Below are 14,695 nucleotides of genomic sequence, written 5' to 3' on the forward strand. Positions count from 1 at the left end.
TCGATGACCGTGAGCACCTTCGCCGCATCGAGCATGCCTCCCGCCTTCCCCGAGCGGGCCGCCTGGGGGACGGCGTCGTCCCTGCGCGCCTGGCAGCAACAGGCGCTGGAGGCGTACTTCGGAGCGGACGGCCGGCAGCCGGGCCCGCGCGACTTCCTCACCGTCGCGACGCCCGGCGCGGGTAAGACGACGTTCGCGCTCCGCCTCGCCCGCGAGCTGATGGAGCGCCGCGTCATCTCGGCCATCACGATCGTCTGCCCCACGGAGCACCTCAAGCGGCAGTGGGCCGAGTCGGCGTCCCGCGTCGGCATCATGATCGACCCGGAGTACCAGAACGGGCAGGGGCCCGTCGGCAAGGACTTCCACGGCGTCGCCATCACCTACGCGACCGTGGCGGCGCGTCCCGCGCTGCACCGCAACCGCACCGAGTCCCGCAAGTCGCTGGTCATCTTCGACGAGGTGCACCACGCGGGCGACGGCCTGTCCTGGGGCGACGCCGTCCGGGAGGCGTTCGAGCCGGCGGCGCGGCGGGTCGCGCTGTCCGGCACGCCGTTCCGCACCGACATCAACCCGATCCCGTTCGTCCAGTACGACGAGGGGCCCGACGGCGTCAGGCGGAGCCGCGCCGACTACACCTACGGGTACGGCCCGGCCCTCGCCGACGGCGTCGTCCGCCCGGTGATCTTCCTGGCGTACGCGGGGGAGATGCGCTGGCGCACCCGGGCGGGCGACGAGATCACCGCGACGCTCGGCGAGCCCCTCACCCAGGACCAGACCGCCCAGGCGTGGCGCGCCGCGCTCGACCCCAAGGGCGACTGGATCAAGCAGGTCATCGCGGCCGCCGACCGCCGCCTCACCGAGCTGCGCCGCGTCATCCCCGACGCCGGCGGCCTGGTCATCGCCACCGACCACGAGACGGCCCGCGCCTACGCCAAGATGCTGCGCGCCGTCACCGGCCAGGGCGCCACGGTCGTGCTGTCGGACGATCCCGGCGCGTCCAAGAAGATCAAGGGGTTCGCCGACACCGACGACCGCTGGATGGTCGCGGTGCGGATGGTGTCCGAGGGCGTCGACATCCCGCGCCTCGCCGTCGGCGTCTACGCGACCTCCACGAGCACGCCGCTGTTCTTCGCGCAGGCCATCGGCCGTTTCGTCCGCGCCCGCAGACGCGGCGAGACGGCCTCGGTCTTCCTGCCGTCGGTGCCGACGCTGATGGAGCACGCCGCCGAGATGGAGACCGAGCGCGACCACGTCCTCGACCGCCCGGTCCGCGAGGACGGCCTGGACGACGAGCTGCTCGCCGAGGCCAACCGCGAGAACGACTCGCCCGACGTCGGCGAGGAGCTTCCGTTCGAGACGGTCGAGGCGTCCGCCACGTTCGACCGCGTGCTCTTCGACGGCGGCGAGTTCGGCATGCACGCCCAGCCGGGCTCGGCCGAGGAGGAGGAGTACCTCGGCATCCCCGGCCTGCTGGAGCCCGCGCAGGTGTCGGCGCTGCTGCGCAAGCGGCAGGCGGAGCAGATCGCCGGGGAGCGCAGGCGCAAGACGGGTGATCCCTCGGCCGACCGCACCGCCGCCGAGGACATCGCCGCCCTCCGCCGCGAGCTGAACGGCCTCGTCGGCGCGTGGAACCACCGCACCGGAAAGCCGCACGGCGTCATCCACACCGAGCTGCGCGCCGCGTGCGGCGGCCCCGTCATCGCCCAGGCCAGCGCCGACGACATCCACAAGCGCATCGCCAAGATCCGCGAATGGGCCGCCAAACGCCGCCACTGACGCCCGCCCGCGCCGGCCCGTGACCGGCCGACCGCGGTTCCAGGTGTCGGCGCGGTAGGAACGGGCGCGCCTGGTGGCCCGGCTTCGCCGCCTCGGCATGCCGCAGGCGCCGACGCGCCGCGAGGCCGTCTCGGCGGCGGCCGGCCGACCCTCGCACGACACGACCTGGCGCGCCCGGGTTGAGCCGCCATCATCGCCGGCAGCCCCGATCCCGCGCCCGGGACTCCCGGCGCGGCCGTTAATCGGTGGCGTGCGGGGTGCCCTCGGCTCTACCGTCTGCACTGCCGACTCCCGAGCACAGGAGGCTGTCATGTACCGCGACCGCGACGCCGAGACGTCCTTTTGAGCCGATCAGCAAGCGCCGTCGGGGGTTCCCCTTAGCGAGACCAAGGTCAAGCGCGGCGACCGGACGGTCGGCGTCGACACCGAGCTGATCGAGAAACTCGGCGGCAAGGACCCCTGCCCGTGCGGGTCCGGGCGGCGCTTTCCGCCGCTGCTGCCGTCCGACGGGACGCTACGACGACATGCTGGGGCACTACTACGTCCGCGACTGATGCGGGCGGGATGTGATCCCCTCAGGCGTCTTCGTCGAGTTCGAGGCATTGGGCTACGAGGGTTGCGTCGGGGGCGCCTATGGCCTTGGTCCAATTCTTGCCGTCCCAGCCGCAGACGAGGGTGATCGGGTCGGATTCGGCGCCGTCCAGGAATGCTCCGGGATGGCGGGTGCGCACGATTTCGGCCCACCATCCGGGGGCCCCTGCGAGCAGATCGGTCTCGACCTCGTCGGCCGCGCCGCCGAACTTGGTCTCGCCGTCCTCGACGTCGAAGCCGACCAGCAGCACGCGATCCGCACCGTACCGATGGAGCTGGAACCAGTCACCGCCCATGCCAGCGCCGACGACATCCACAAGCGCATCGCCAAGATCCGCGAATGGGCCGCCAAACGCCGCCACTGAGAGTCGATGCCGCCGGTCCCTGTGCCGGTGCCGTCAGCGCGGGCGACGTCAGAGTTCGGTGGGCAGGATGCTTTCGAGTGGTGCTGGAATCGGCAGGTCCTCGCCGAGGGCGACTGAGGTGCTGTGCGTGTAGTCGTCGCCGCGCGGCTCGGAGAAAATCGTGGCCTTGCCGTCCAGCCGGTCGATCAGCAGGTACAGCGGGATGTCGGCCGCGGCATACCCGCGGCGCTTGGGCCCGCGGTCGCGCTCGGCGCCCTTGCGCTCCCCCCGTCGACCGGAGGTGACCTCCAAGACCATCACCACGCCGTCGGGCTTGCTGTGCCACTCACGTCCGGCGAATGTGCCCTTTGGGGCGGCGATCCCATCGGGCACGTACTCGCCCTCGGGACTGATCAACGTCAGGTTGCGGTGCAACCGCAGCCCGTGAACATCGCGCACCCAGTCGTCGACTGCGACGACGACGGTCTCGTGCTGCCCGTCCGGGGGCGGTGACACGATGATTTCTCCATCCACCAGTTCGGCGCGGAAGCCCGGCATCACCTCGAGCGTGGCGAACGCTTCACGCAAGTCGTAACGAACGAACGACGGCTCTTCGGGCATCGCCGTCATCGGAGGTCTCCTCGTGGGCTCAACGGTGGTGGCGTCGTTTCACCAACTTAGCACCGGCCCCTACGGTGGCGCCGGTTGTGCGGGTTCGCCCCGGCTCTACCCGCACCAGTGGGGTCGGATACCGCTACTGGCCGCGGATGTGCGCAGGTCCCGGAAGCACGTCCGTCACTGGGACGACTGGTCCGCCTCGCCGCGGTCCGCGCCGGCGGGGGCGAGGCCGAGAGCGGCGATGATGTGGGCGACCGCCTCCTCCGGGGTGCCGTCGATGGGGGTGGTGAAGACGTCCTCGTCCGGGTCGGGGAGCTCCAGGTCGGCGAACTGGGTGTCCAGGAGGTCGGCGCTGAAGAAGTGGCCCTTGCGGGCCCTCAGGCGGGCGGCGATCGTGTCGCGGTCGCCGTCCAGCATCACCATCGCGACTTCCGGGCGGCCGCCCGCCAGAATGTCGCGGTATCTGCGTTTGAGGGCGGAGCAGGTGACGACGCCGGGGCGGTCGGTGCGGAGGCGGTCGTCGATCCAGGCGGCGATGGAGCGCAGCCAGGGGAGGCGGTCGGCGTCGGTGAGCGCGTGACCCGAGCTCATCTTGTCGATGTTGGCCTGCGAGTGGAACGCGTCGGCCTCGGCGTAGTCCCAGCCGAGGCGTTCGGCGAGCAGGGTCCCGATGGTGGTCTTGCCGCTGCCGGACACGCCGGCGATGAGGATGACACGGTGTTCCGTCATGGTCAGGCGGCCACCACGGGGGCACCGGACAGGACGATCCCCTCCTGTGCCAGTTCGTCCAGCGCCCGGTCGACGGTGGGCTTGCTGACCCCGGCGGTGAGGTCGAGCAGCACGGTGGTGCGCAGGCCCGCGCGGGCGGCGTCCACGGCGGTGGCGCGGACGCAGTGGTCGGTGGCGATGCCGACGATGTCGACGGTGTCGACGCCGCGGGTGGTGAGCCAGTCCGCGAGGGGCGTCTCGTCGTCGGAGGAGCCTTCGAAGCCGCTGTAGGCGGCGGTCTCGCGGCCCTTGCTGAACACGGCCTCGATGGGCGCGAGAGCCAGGTTGGGGTGGAAGTCCGCGCCCGGGGTGCCGATGACGCAGTGCGGCGGCCACGTGTCGACGAAGTCGGGTTCGTCGGAGAAATGGTCGCCGGGGTCGAGGTGGAAGTCCCGGGTCGCCACGATGTGCTGGTACTCGTCCCGGTGCCCGGTCATGTGTCCGGAGATGGCCGTGGCCACGTCCGCCCCGCCGCCGACGGCGAGTGATCCGCCCTCGCAGAAATCGTTCTGCACGTCCACGATGATCAGAGCCTTCTTGCCCATGACCGCTCCCTGTACCGGTTTCTCCTCCGGATTCGCCCAGACGGTTTTTGCCCAGACAACTGGGACGCTACCCGGTCCCGAAGGTTCGGGCTCAACTGCGTGGGCCGCCGTTGACGAACTCGGTGGGGACGGCGGGTTCGCCCTTGGAGAGCTGAACCGCCGTCGCCGGCAGTTCCGCGACCGCGCGCGCGTGGCGTTCCCTGGTCTCGGCGAGTGGTTCGCGTCCGACGATCTCGCCGTCGCGCACCAGCGGTACCTGCAGGACGCGGTCGCGCGGGCCGGGGGCCGGTTCCCCCGTGGAGACGGTCTCGGCATAGGCGACGCCGTGTCCGTCGATGCGGCGGACGGCCGTCTTGCGGCCGCCACGGCTCGGCTTGCCGGTGGAGCGTTTCGCCACCGGGCGCATGGGGGCGTCCTTGTCGGGCCCGTCCGACCGGGCGACGAGCTTGTAGACGAGCGACGCCGTCGGGGCGCCCGAGCCGGTCACCAGGGACGTCCCGACGCCGTAGCCGTTCACCGGTGCCGCGGCGAGGGCCGCGATGCCGTACTCGTCGAGATCGCCCGTCACCACGATGCGCGTGCCGTGCGCGCCCAGCGCGTCGAGCTGATCGCGGACGCGGCGCGCCAGCACGCCGAGGTCGCCGCTGTCGAGCCGGACGGCGCCGAGGCCCGGCCCGGCGAGTTCCACGCCGGTGCGGACGGCCCGTTCGACGTCGTAGGTGTCGACCAGGAGCGTGGTGCCCTCGCCGAGGGAGGCGAGCTGGGCTTCGAACGCGTGCCGTTCGCTGTCGTGCAGGAGCGTGAACGAGTGCGCGCTCGTCCCGGCGGTCGGCACGCCGTACAGGCGGCCCGCCTCCAGGTTGGAGGTGGTGGCGAACCCCGCGAGGTAGGCCGCGCGCGCGGAGGCCACGGCGGCGCGCTCGTGGGCGCGCCGCGACCCCATCTCGATGATGGGACGGTCCTGCGCCGCCTGCACCATCCGGGACGCCGCGGACGCGATCGCGCAGTCGTGGTTGAGGATCGACAGGGCGAGGGTCTCCAGCAGGACGGCCTCCCCGAACGTCCCCTCGACGACCAGGATCGGCGATTCCGGGAAGTAGCAGTCGCCCTCGGCGTAACCCCAGACGTTCCCGGTGAAGCGGTACTTCTCCAGCCATTGCAGTGTGGGCTCGTCCACGATGCCGTTCGACGCCAGGAACTCCAGCTGCGCGGGCTCGAACCGGAACGCCTCGATCGCGTCCAGGAGCCGTCCCGTACCGGCGACGACGCCGTACCGGCGGCCGGCGGGAAGGCTCCGTGCGAACACTTCGAACACCGAGCGCCGGCCGGCCGTTCCGCTGCGCAACGCCGCCTGGAGCATGGTCAACTCGTACTGGTCGGTCAACAGGGCCGTACCGTCACCAAGGTCCACATTGGAACCCTAAGCCCACTCTGGGCACCATGGTCGTGTGGGCCATCGCACCCGGACGGGGAAGTGGCGCATAGCATCGGGTGCGGTGGGCGGACCGACTTCACGCGGAGAGGGGGAGACGCGGAATGAGCGCCATGAGCACGGCGCCCGCACCCGTCGAACTGGAGCGGCCGGACGTCGAGGAGGACGTGAGCGCCGACCGGCCCTGGCTGGCCATCGTCTGGAACGACCCGATCAACCTGATGTCGTACGTCACGTACGTGTTCCAGACCGTGTTCGGCTATCCCAAGACGAAGGCCGAGAAGCTGATGCTCGACGTGCACCACAAGGGGCGTGCCGTCGTGGCCAACGGCACCCGCGAGGAGATGGAGCGGGATGTGGAGATCCTGCATTCCTACGGCCTGTGGGCCACCGTGAAACGGGACGACTGAGCCCGTGGGCGGAGCGATCCGATGAGTCATGTGGAGAAGACCCGCGCAGGCATCAGGGTGCGGCTGGAGGCCGAGGAGATCGCGCTCATGCGCGCCCTGATGGAGCAGCTCCTCGCGCTGCTGGGCGACGCGCCCGGCGGGGACGACGAACTGGCCTCTATGGGCATCACCGAGAACGCCGAGAAGCCGGACGACCCGGTCCTCGCGCGGCTGTTCCCGGACGCCTACCGCGACGACGGCGAGGCCGCGGGCGAGTTCCGCCGGTACACCGAGATGGGGTTGCGCGACGGCAAGCGCGAGGCCGCCGAGACCGTCCTGGCATCGCTGGGCGGTGCGGGGTCGGTGATCGTCCTGGACGAGAAGCAGGCGCAGGCTTGGCTGCGGGCGCTGAACGACGTCCGGCTGGCGCTGGGCACCCGGCTGGACATCACCGAGGAGTGGTACGAGGAGGCGGGGGCCATGGACCCGGACGACCCCCGCACGCCCATGTTCGCGGCCTACGACTGGCTGACGATGCTTCAGGACGGCCTCGTCCACGTTCTCTGGTGACCGTCCCGGACGTCCACTCTCGGTCATAACGGACATTACCGATTGTCGGGACGCCGGTGCGGACGGTTGTTACCGTGGATCTCCGGGGCGTTCAAGGCCCGTACCGGCGGGCCTGAGACCTGTTCGGAGGCCGCCATGTCGATACTGCGCACCCGCGCGAAGCCGGTGGGCACGATGGCGCTGGGCGACCATCTCGCCCTGCTCTACGACAACGACGAGGAGCGGCGGTCGATCATGGCCGCCTACGCCCGCGACGGCGTCCGCGACGCCCACAAGGTCGTCTACATCTCCGACGGCGTTCCCGCGCCGGACGTGCTCGACTGGCTGCTGTCCGGCGACGACGTCACCGCACCCGACCCGGGGGACCGGCATGCCGATCTCGCCGCCGCGATGGAGGCCGGGCAGCTCGTCGTGCGGACCGCCGAGGAGACCTTCCTCGCGAGCGGCCGGTTCGACCCGGCCGAGAGCATCGAGCTGATCGCCACGGAGATCGACCTCGCGCACGTCCAGGGCTACGCGGGCGTGCGGATCGCGGGCGAGGCGAGGTTCTCGCTGCGCCGCTGGCCGGGCACCGAGCAGTTCGGCCAGTTCGAGCAGATGCTCGACGACGCCTTCATGACCACCGACGTGAAGGCGATGGCGGTCTGCCAGTTCGACCGGCGCTGGTTCGACGACGCGCGGCTGGCGGAGGTCGAGACCCGGCACATGGGGCGCGTCCGCGTCGACGACTACCACGACGACGGCTCGCTGCGCATCACGCCGATCTTCACCCCGCCGGGCGCGGAGCTGGCCGGGATCATCGACGGGTCGACCCTTCCGGCCGCCGAGAAGGTCCTGGCGTCGATCACGACCCGGACGGGCCTGCTCTGCCTCGACCTCGGCGGCGTCACCGCCTGCGACGCGGCGGGGCTGCGCCTGCTGACCGGCGCGGACCGTCCCGGCCGCGGCCACGGGCTGCTGCTGCGGGCGGTGCCGCCCGCCCTTCACGACCGGCTCCGCGACGAGGGCCTCGTCAACGTCCCGGGCATCTCCGTCGAGCCCCGCTCACGCTGACGGCACCGGCGCCACGGAGGAGGTCGCATGGCTCCCGAGCAGGCCAGGTCCGGCGAGCCCGCAACACCGGTCGGTGAGATGCGGGCCGGCGATCACCTCTGCCTCGCCTACGTCAACCACGAGGAGCGGCACGCCGTCCTGACGGCGTTCCTCAACGACGGCCTGCGCGCCGGGCACGCCCTGGTCTACCTGGTGGACGCCGAGCCCGCCGGCGCCGCCGAGGGACGGCTCCGCGACGGCTTCGGGGTCGCGCTCGGCGATGGCCGCCTGGTCGTACTGCCCACCGCCGAGGCCGATCTCGACGCCGTGATCGAGTCCGCCCTCGCGCGCGGCCACCCGGGGGTGCGGGTCACGGCCGAGGCGTCGCCCGCCCTGCGCGGCTGGCCCGGCTCGGAGCGCTTCACGGTGTTCGAGGACGCCGTCCACCGGGCCGTCACCCGGCCGGGCCGTCCCGCGATGGCGCTGTGCCAGTACGACCGCCGCTGGTTCGCGGGCGGCCACCTGCGCGAGGTGGAGGACCACCACGGCGGACGGGCCGGCGCCGACGCCGTCTTCGACGACGGCGTGCTGACGATCGTCCCGCTGTTCGCGCCGCCCGGCCTGCGGCTGTCCGGCGCGATCGACGAGTCGACCCTGCCCGCGCTGGTCGAGGCGCTGCGCGACTTCGACGACGCCGCGCACCTCTGCCTGGACCTGTCCGGCCTCGACTTCTGCGACCTGGACGGCCTGCGCGCCCTGATCCGCGCCAACCAGACGAGCACCGTGCTCGACCGGCAGGTGATCCTGCGGTCGATGCCCGGCTGCATGGAGCTGATGCTGCGCGCGTCCGGCTGGGACACCGCGCCCGGAATCGTCGCGGAGGCGGCCGTATGACCGAGCGGAGCGCCCTGCGTCCCGGGGTTCCCGCACAGACCGGCGGGGACGTTCTCGCCCACCGGGCACTGCTGTACGGGTCGAGGCGCGAGTTCCTGCTGACCGCCGTGCCGTTCCTGCGCGCGGGGCGGCGCGCGGGCGACGCCGTCGTCGTGATCGCCGCACCGCCGGTGGCGGCGGCCCTGCGCGAGCAGCTCGGCTCCGAGACCGCCGCGAAGATCGAGTTCATCGACGCGGCGGAGTGGTTCCGCGGCCCGATGCACGCGCTGGCCTCCTGCCACGACCGGGCGCGCGCCGACTGGTGGCCGCGCGGGCGGCTGCGGCTGCTGGCCGAGCCGGTCTGGGACGGCCTGACACCGCTGGAGACGCGGGAGTGGAAGCGGCACGACGCGCTGCTGAACGTCGTGTTCGCCGGCACCCCCACCCAGATCATGTGCGCCTACGACAGGGCGGCGCTTCCCGCGCACGTGCTGGACGCCGCGGCGCGCACCCATCCCGAGCTGGCCGGCCCGGACGGCGCGGCGCCCGCCGGGCGGTTCACCGGCCCCGCCGAGTTCTGCGCCGAGTGCGACGCGGGGCCGCTGCCTCCGCCGCCGGCGACGGCCGCCCGCAGGTCGTTCGCGACGGGCGGGCTCCCGGCGCTGCGGGAATTCCTGTCCGCCGAGGCGCGCAGGCTCGGGCTGCCGGAGGAGCGCACGCTCCCGTTCGTGCTGGCGGCGAACGAGGTCGCCACCGGCATCGTCCGGGACGGCGGCGGGCGCGGCTCGCTGTGGGTGTGGGCGGAGGGCGGCGAGCTGATCTGCGACATCACCGACCCGGCGCGCATCCTGACCGGCCGTTTCGCCGGCTACGAGCCGCCGGGCGGCCCGGGGCACGACGCCGAGATGTGGGCGGTCCGGCGGCTGTGCCACATCGTGGAGATCCGCTCGGGCTCCCGCGGCACCCAGCTCCGCCTCCACGTCAGGCTGGCCTGAGGCCGCGGCCCGCGCGGGCCGCGGCGCCCGGTAGCCTTCGGACCATGCTGACGATCGAGCGTGCCCTGGTCGAGAAGATCGTCGCGCATGCGCGCGCCGACCATCCCGACGAGGCCTGCGGCGTCATCGCCGGCCCCATCGGCTCGGACCGGCCCGTCCGGTACGTCGCGATGGTCAACGCCGAGCGGTCCCCGACGTTCTACCGGTTCGACTCCCACGAGCAGCTCAAGGTGTGGCGGGAGATGGACGACCGGGACGAGGAGCCGGTGGTCATCTACCACTCGCACACCTCCACCGAGGCGTACCCGTCGCGCACCGACATCTCCTACGCCTCGGAGCCGAACGCCCACTACGTGCTCGTCTCCACCCGCGAGGACGACGACACCGAGTTCCGGTCGTTCCGGATCGTGGACGGCGAGGTCACCGAGGAAGAGGTCGCCGTCGTCGACGCCTACGACGCGTAGCGGCGGCGCGGGCCCGGCACGGGTCGGCAAAGAACGGCCGGGTCGCGGCCGGTAAACTGGCGGCATGCGGACGAGCGGGCACGGGACGGGCGGCGGGTCGCCGGCGACCCGGCGCCGCGCCGGTTCCGCCGCGGTGCCACCCGTACAGAGCTTCCTGTTCGGGCATTCGCGCGCCGAGGTCGTCTACGACTGTCGCTGACGCGCTGATCCCGCCCGGAATCATTCCGCTCCCCGCCCGGTTGTGACGCAGAGGGCGGGAAGCCCCCGTACGACGTAGAAGGAGAGATCACCGCGATGGCGATCGAGGTCCGCATCCCGACGATCCTGCGCAACCTCACCGACGGCGCGAAGGCCGTCGAGGGCAAGGGCGGCACGCTGGACGAGCTGTTCACCGACCTGGACTCGCGCCACGCCGGCCTGCGCGGCCGCCTGGTGGACGACAAGGGCCTGCGCAGGTTCGTCAACGTCTACCTGAACGACGAGGACGTGCGCTTCCTCGGCGGCCTGGAGACGCAGGTCGCCGACGGCGACAGCGTCACCATCCTCCCGGCCGTAGCCGGCGGCTGAGCCGGGCTGGGCGGCGGCACCATGCGTTTCGACTCGCTGCTGGACTCGCTCGGCCGCACGCCGCTGGTCGGCCTGCCGCGGCTTTCGCCGGGCGCCGACGTCCGGCTCTGGGCCAAGCTCGAGGACCGCAACCCCACCGGCTCGGTCAAGGACCGGCCCGCCTTCTTCATGATCGAGAAGGCGGAGAAGGAGGGGCTGCTGACGCCGGGCTGCACGATCCTGGAGCCGACGTCCGGCAACACCGGCATCTCGCTGGCCATGGTCGCGAAGCTGCGCGGCTACGAGATGGTGTGCGTGATGCCGGAGAACACCTCCGCCGAGCGCCGCCAGCTGCTGGAGATGTGGGGCGCGCGGATCATCTCCTCCCCGGCGGCGGGCGGCTCGAACGAGGCCGTCCGGGTGGCGAAGGGGCTGGCGGAGGAGAACCCCGACTGGGTGATGCTCTACCAGTACGGCAACGAGGCCAACGCCCTCGCGCACTATGAGACGACCGGCCCGGAGATCCTGGACGACCTGCCGACGGTGACGCACTTCGTCGCCGGGCTCGGCACCACGGGCACGCTGATGGGCGTCGGCCGGTTCCTGCGCGAGCGGGTGCCGGACGTGAAGATCGTCGCGGCGGAGCCCCGGTACGGGGACCTGGTGTACGGGCTGCGCAACATCGACGAGGGCTTCATCCCGGAGCTGTACGACGAGTCGGTGCTGACCACCCGGTTCTCCGTCACGTCGGGGGACGCGCTGCGCCGCACCCGCGAACTGCTGGAGCAGGAGGGCATCTTCGCGGGCATCTCGACCGGCGGCGCGCTGCACGCGGCGCTCGGGATGGCGGCGAAGGCGGTCAAAGCGGGTGAGCGTGCCGACATCGTCTTCGTGATCGCCGACGGCGGGTGGAAGTACCTGTCCACCGGCGCGTACGGCGGGACGCTGGAGGAGGCGGAGGCCCGGCTCGAAGGGCAGCTCTGGGCCTGACGCCCCTGGACGCGCGGGGCGGCTCCGTGGCGGTGCCCTGATCGGGCCGGTGTTCCGTCCGGCACGGTAGAGTGCGTTTTCGAACGTGATTCTAGAACCGTGCCGGACGGGTGGACGATCCCCGCGGCACGGCAGGACGCAGGAGTGTGCGGATGAGCGGGTTCGGCGAGGCGACCGCGGTCAAGCAGGTCGACGAGGGCCGGTACGAGACCGTCCTGGACGCCGGCTACGGCATCGGCGAGGCCATGAACGGCGGCTACCTCATGGCCGTGCTCGGCCGCGCCGCCGTCGACGCCTCCCCGCACGCGCACACCGTCTCGACCGCGGCGGGCTTCCACCGGGTCGCCAAGGCGGGCCCCGCCGAGGTGATCGTCGAGTCCCGCAAGGAGGGCCGCACGGCCGCCGCGTCGCGGGTCACCCTCGTCCAGGACGGCCGCCCGATCGTGGACGCCCTGATCACCACCGGCACCCTCGACGCCGCCGCCGAACCCGACTGGGCCGGCGCCGCGCCCCCGCCGATACCTCCGCTGGAGGAGTGCACCGACTTCCGGCCCCCGGCGGGCGGCGGTTTCGCCGACAACGTCGACATGCGCTTCGACCGGTCGACGATGGGCTGGCTGGACGGGCAGCCGAGCGGCCGCCCCGAGGTCCGCGGCTGGTTCCGGCACCGCGACGACTACGCGATCGACGCCTACTCCCTCGCGCTCGCGGTGGACGCGCTCCCGCCCGTCGCCCTCAACCTCGGCCTGCAGGGGTGGGCCCCGACCGTCGAACTCACCTGGCACATGCGGGCCGTGCCGGCGCCCGGCTGGCTGGCCGTGCACGGCACCGGCCGGCTGCTCGCCGACGGCTGGTTCGACGAGGAGGTCGAGGTCTGGGACTCCGCCGGCAGGCTCGTCGCCCAGAGCCGGCAGATAGCCCGAGTGCCCCGCACCCGCTCCTGAAGCGAGCCATTCCCTGTGGGGGACGCCCCCGGTTCGGTCGCGCTCGAACTTGGGATTCACCGGCGTTTCGCCCCGCTTCGCATCCGGATCACACGCACACGGTGTGAACTGGGCGGTTTTCCGGCATGTGACGGTGTGATGTCCAACGCATGACGTACCCGCGCGGGGCCTTCTCGCTTAGCCTTGTGCACCATGTCAGCAGCATCCCGGGGGGACGGCCTCCCAGACGACCCCATCGGGATTTTCGACAGCGGGTTCGGCGGGCTCACCGTCGCACGCGCCATCCTCGACCAGCTCCCGAACGAGCCGATCGTCTACCTGGGGGACTCGGCCCGCCAGCCGTACGGGCCGCGTCCCATCGCCGAGGTCCGCGCCTTCGCCCTGGAGATGCTCGACCGGCTCGTCGACGAGGGCGTGAAGATGCTGGTGATCGCCTGCAACAGCGCCAGCTCGGCGATGCTGCGCGACGCCCGCGAACGCTACGACGTCCCGGTGGTCGAGGTCATCAACCCCGCCACCCGGCGCGCGGCCCGCGCCACGTCCAACGGGCGGGTCGGGCTGATCGCCACCGAGGCCACCGTGAACAGCCGCGCCTACGACGACGCGTTCGCCGCGGCCCCGCACATCGAGCTGGTCAGCGCGGCCTGCCCCCGCTTCGTCGAGTTCGTCGAGGCGGGCGTGACGATGGGCGGCGACCTGCTGGACGCGGCCCGCGGCTATCTCCGCCCGATCGTGGACGCCGGATGCGACACCCTCATCCTCGGCTGCACGCATTACCCACTGCTGACCGGCGTCATCTCGTATGTCGTGGGAGACGGGGTCACACTGGTGTCAAGCGCCGACGAGACCGCCAAGGACGTGTATCGCGTGCTCCACGATCGGGGGCTTTCCCGCGCCGGGGCGACGCCCCGGCCGCGGCACCGGTTCCGCGCCACCGGGGACCCCGCCGTGTTCGCCGAACTCGGCCGCCGGTTCCTCGGACCGGAGATCGACTCGGTGGAGACGGCGCAGAACAAGGCACTGACGACCTGATTCCTCGGGGACCAAAGGAGGAGTTGAGCGTGCGGGTCACTGTGATCGGCTGCTCCGGCAGTTTCCCGGGGCCGGACAGCCCCGCGTCCAGCTACCTGATCGAGGCGGACGGTTTCGCGCTGGTGCTCGATCTCGGCAACGGGGCGCTCGGGTCGCTGCAGCGGTTCCGCTCGCTGTACGAGATCGACGCCGTCTGCATCTCGCACCTGCACGCCGACCACTGCCTGGACCTGTGCGGATACTGGGTGGCGCGCACGTACCGTCCGGGCGGCCCGCCGCCGCCGATCCCGGTGCACGGCCCCGCCGGCACCGCGGCGCGGATGGCGCGGGCCTACGACCTCGACCCCGACCCGGGCATGTCCGGGACGTTCGACTTCCGTGACCTGCGCTCCGGCCCCTACGACATCGGACCGTTCCGCGTGACGACCGCGCTCATGCCGCATCCCGTCGAGGCGTACGCGTTCCGCATCGAGCACGGCGGCAGGACCCTCGCCTACTCGGGCGACACCGGCGTGTCCGACACGCTGGTCGAGCTGGCGACCGGCGCCGACCTGTTCCTGTGCGAGGCGTCCTTCCTGGAAGGTCCCGGCCTGCCGTCCGAGCTGCACCTGACCGCCCGCGAGGCCGGTGAGCACGCCGCCCGCGCCGGCGTCGGACGGCTCGTCCTCACCCACCTGGTGCCGTGGAACGACACGGACCTCTCGCTCAAGGAGGCCAAGGCCAGCGGCTACGACGGCGACATCGAGCTGGCCCGCGTGGGCGCCCAGTACACCCTGTGAGTCCCGC

At 72.1% G+C, this 14,695-nt stretch carries 18 protein-coding genes; 13 read left to right on the top strand and 5 right to left on the bottom strand.

Annotated features, from left to right (window positions below; genetic code table 11):
• Positions 1 to 33 precede the first annotated feature (33 nt).
• Positions 34 to 1,776: a DEAD/DEAH box helicase gene (locus AB0C35_RS34960; protein ID WP_358465893.1), complete on the top strand. Its 1,743-nt coding sequence runs from the start codon at positions 34 to 36 to the stop codon at positions 1,774 to 1,776.
• A 575-nt stretch (positions 1,777 to 2,351) separates the two neighbouring features.
• On the opposite strand, the gene AB0C35_RS34965 is transcribed toward AB0C35_RS34960, so the two are convergent.
• The 5 genes from AB0C35_RS34965 to AB0C35_RS34985 form a co-directional block, all read right to left on the bottom strand.
• Positions 2,352 to 2,618, bottom strand: a complete 267-nt coding sequence (locus AB0C35_RS34965; RefSeq protein WP_358465758.1) for a hypothetical protein — start codon at positions 2,616 to 2,618, stop codon at positions 2,352 to 2,354.
• A gap of 162 nt (positions 2,619 to 2,780) precedes the next feature.
• A complete protein-coding gene (locus AB0C35_RS34970; protein WP_358465760.1) occupies positions 2,781 to 3,341 on the bottom strand; it encodes a Uma2 family endonuclease in 561 nt (186 codons plus the stop codon).
• Between the two features lie 165 nt (positions 3,342 to 3,506).
• Positions 3,507 to 4,058: a gluconokinase gene (locus AB0C35_RS34975; protein WP_358465762.1), complete on the bottom strand. Its 552-nt coding sequence runs from the start codon at positions 4,056 to 4,058 to the stop codon at positions 3,507 to 3,509.
• Between the two features lie 2 nt (positions 4,059 to 4,060).
• On the bottom strand, positions 4,061 to 4,642 hold the full coding sequence (locus tag AB0C35_RS34980) for an isochorismatase family protein (RefSeq protein WP_358465764.1): 582 nt from the start codon (positions 4,640 to 4,642) through the stop codon (positions 4,061 to 4,063).
• A 91-nt stretch (positions 4,643 to 4,733) separates the two neighbouring features.
• On the bottom strand, positions 4,734 to 6,053 hold the full coding sequence (locus AB0C35_RS34985) for a nicotinate phosphoribosyltransferase (protein WP_358465766.1): 1,320 nt from the start codon (positions 6,051 to 6,053) through the stop codon (positions 4,734 to 4,736).
• Between the two features lie 134 nt (positions 6,054 to 6,187).
• On the opposite strand from AB0C35_RS34985, the gene clpS reads away from it, so the two are divergent.
• The 12 genes from clpS (at position 6,188) to AB0C35_RS35045 (ending at position 14,688) form a co-directional block, all read left to right on the top strand.
• Complete coding sequence (clpS, locus tag AB0C35_RS34990) at positions 6,188 to 6,484, top strand: ATP-dependent Clp protease adapter ClpS (protein WP_358465895.1); 297 nt, start codon at positions 6,188 to 6,190, stop codon at positions 6,482 to 6,484.
• A gap of 21 nt (positions 6,485 to 6,505) precedes the next feature.
• Positions 6,506 to 7,033 carry a DUF2017 domain-containing protein gene (locus tag AB0C35_RS34995; protein WP_358465768.1) on the top strand — a complete coding sequence of 176 codons (528 nt, stop codon included), beginning with the start codon at positions 6,506 to 6,508 and terminating at the stop codon, positions 7,031 to 7,033.
• A gap of 135 nt (positions 7,034 to 7,168) precedes the next feature.
• Positions 7,169 to 8,086, top strand: a complete 918-nt coding sequence (locus AB0C35_RS35000; RefSeq protein ID WP_358465770.1) for an MEDS domain-containing protein — start codon at positions 7,169 to 7,171, stop codon at positions 8,084 to 8,086.
• Positions 8,087 to 8,113: 27 nt separating this feature from the next.
• The gene (locus AB0C35_RS35005) at positions 8,114 to 8,959 is read left to right on the top strand and encodes an MEDS domain-containing protein (protein ID WP_358465772.1); all 846 of its coding nucleotides are present in this window, start codon (positions 8,114 to 8,116) and stop codon (positions 8,957 to 8,959) included.
• Positions 8,956 to 9,933, top strand: coding sequence for a sensor histidine kinase (locus AB0C35_RS35010; protein WP_358465774.1), 978 nt, complete (start codon positions 8,956 to 8,958; stop codon positions 9,931 to 9,933). Before AB0C35_RS35005 ends, AB0C35_RS35010 begins: the two co-directional genes overlap by 4 nt.
• Before the next feature lie 44 nt (positions 9,934 to 9,977).
• Positions 9,978 to 10,397: a M67 family metallopeptidase gene (locus tag AB0C35_RS35015; protein ID WP_358465776.1), complete on the top strand. Its 420-nt coding sequence runs from the start codon at positions 9,978 to 9,980 to the stop codon at positions 10,395 to 10,397.
• Positions 10,398 to 10,461: 64 nt separating this feature from the next.
• A complete protein-coding gene (locus AB0C35_RS35020) occupies positions 10,462 to 10,596 on the top strand; it encodes a hypothetical protein (RefSeq protein ID WP_358465778.1) in 135 nt (44 codons plus the stop codon).
• Between the two features lie 95 nt (positions 10,597 to 10,691).
• On the top strand, positions 10,692 to 10,964 hold the full coding sequence (locus AB0C35_RS35025) for a MoaD/ThiS family protein (protein WP_358465780.1): 273 nt from the start codon (positions 10,692 to 10,694) through the stop codon (positions 10,962 to 10,964).
• A gap of 21 nt (positions 10,965 to 10,985) precedes the next feature.
• Positions 10,986 to 11,933, top strand: a complete 948-nt coding sequence (locus AB0C35_RS35030; protein ID WP_358465782.1) for a cysteine synthase — start codon at positions 10,986 to 10,988, stop codon at positions 11,931 to 11,933.
• Between the two features lie 152 nt (positions 11,934 to 12,085).
• Positions 12,086 to 12,877, top strand: coding sequence for a thioesterase family protein (locus AB0C35_RS35035; RefSeq protein ID WP_358465784.1), 792 nt, complete (start codon positions 12,086 to 12,088; stop codon positions 12,875 to 12,877).
• Positions 12,878 to 13,069: 192 nt separating this feature from the next.
• The gene (gene murI, locus AB0C35_RS35040) at positions 13,070 to 13,909 is read left to right on the top strand and encodes a glutamate racemase (RefSeq protein ID WP_358465786.1); all 840 of its coding nucleotides are present in this window, start codon (positions 13,070 to 13,072) and stop codon (positions 13,907 to 13,909) included.
• A 29-nt stretch (positions 13,910 to 13,938) separates the two neighbouring features.
• Complete coding sequence (locus tag AB0C35_RS35045) at positions 13,939 to 14,688, top strand: MBL fold metallo-hydrolase (RefSeq protein WP_358465788.1); 750 nt, start codon at positions 13,939 to 13,941, stop codon at positions 14,686 to 14,688.
• Positions 14,689 to 14,695: the final 7 nt, after the last annotated feature.

Source organism: Spirillospora sp. NPDC048819 (assembly GCF_040650055.1).
Lineage (GTDB): Bacteria > Actinomycetota > Actinomycetes > Streptosporangiales > Streptosporangiaceae > Spirillospora.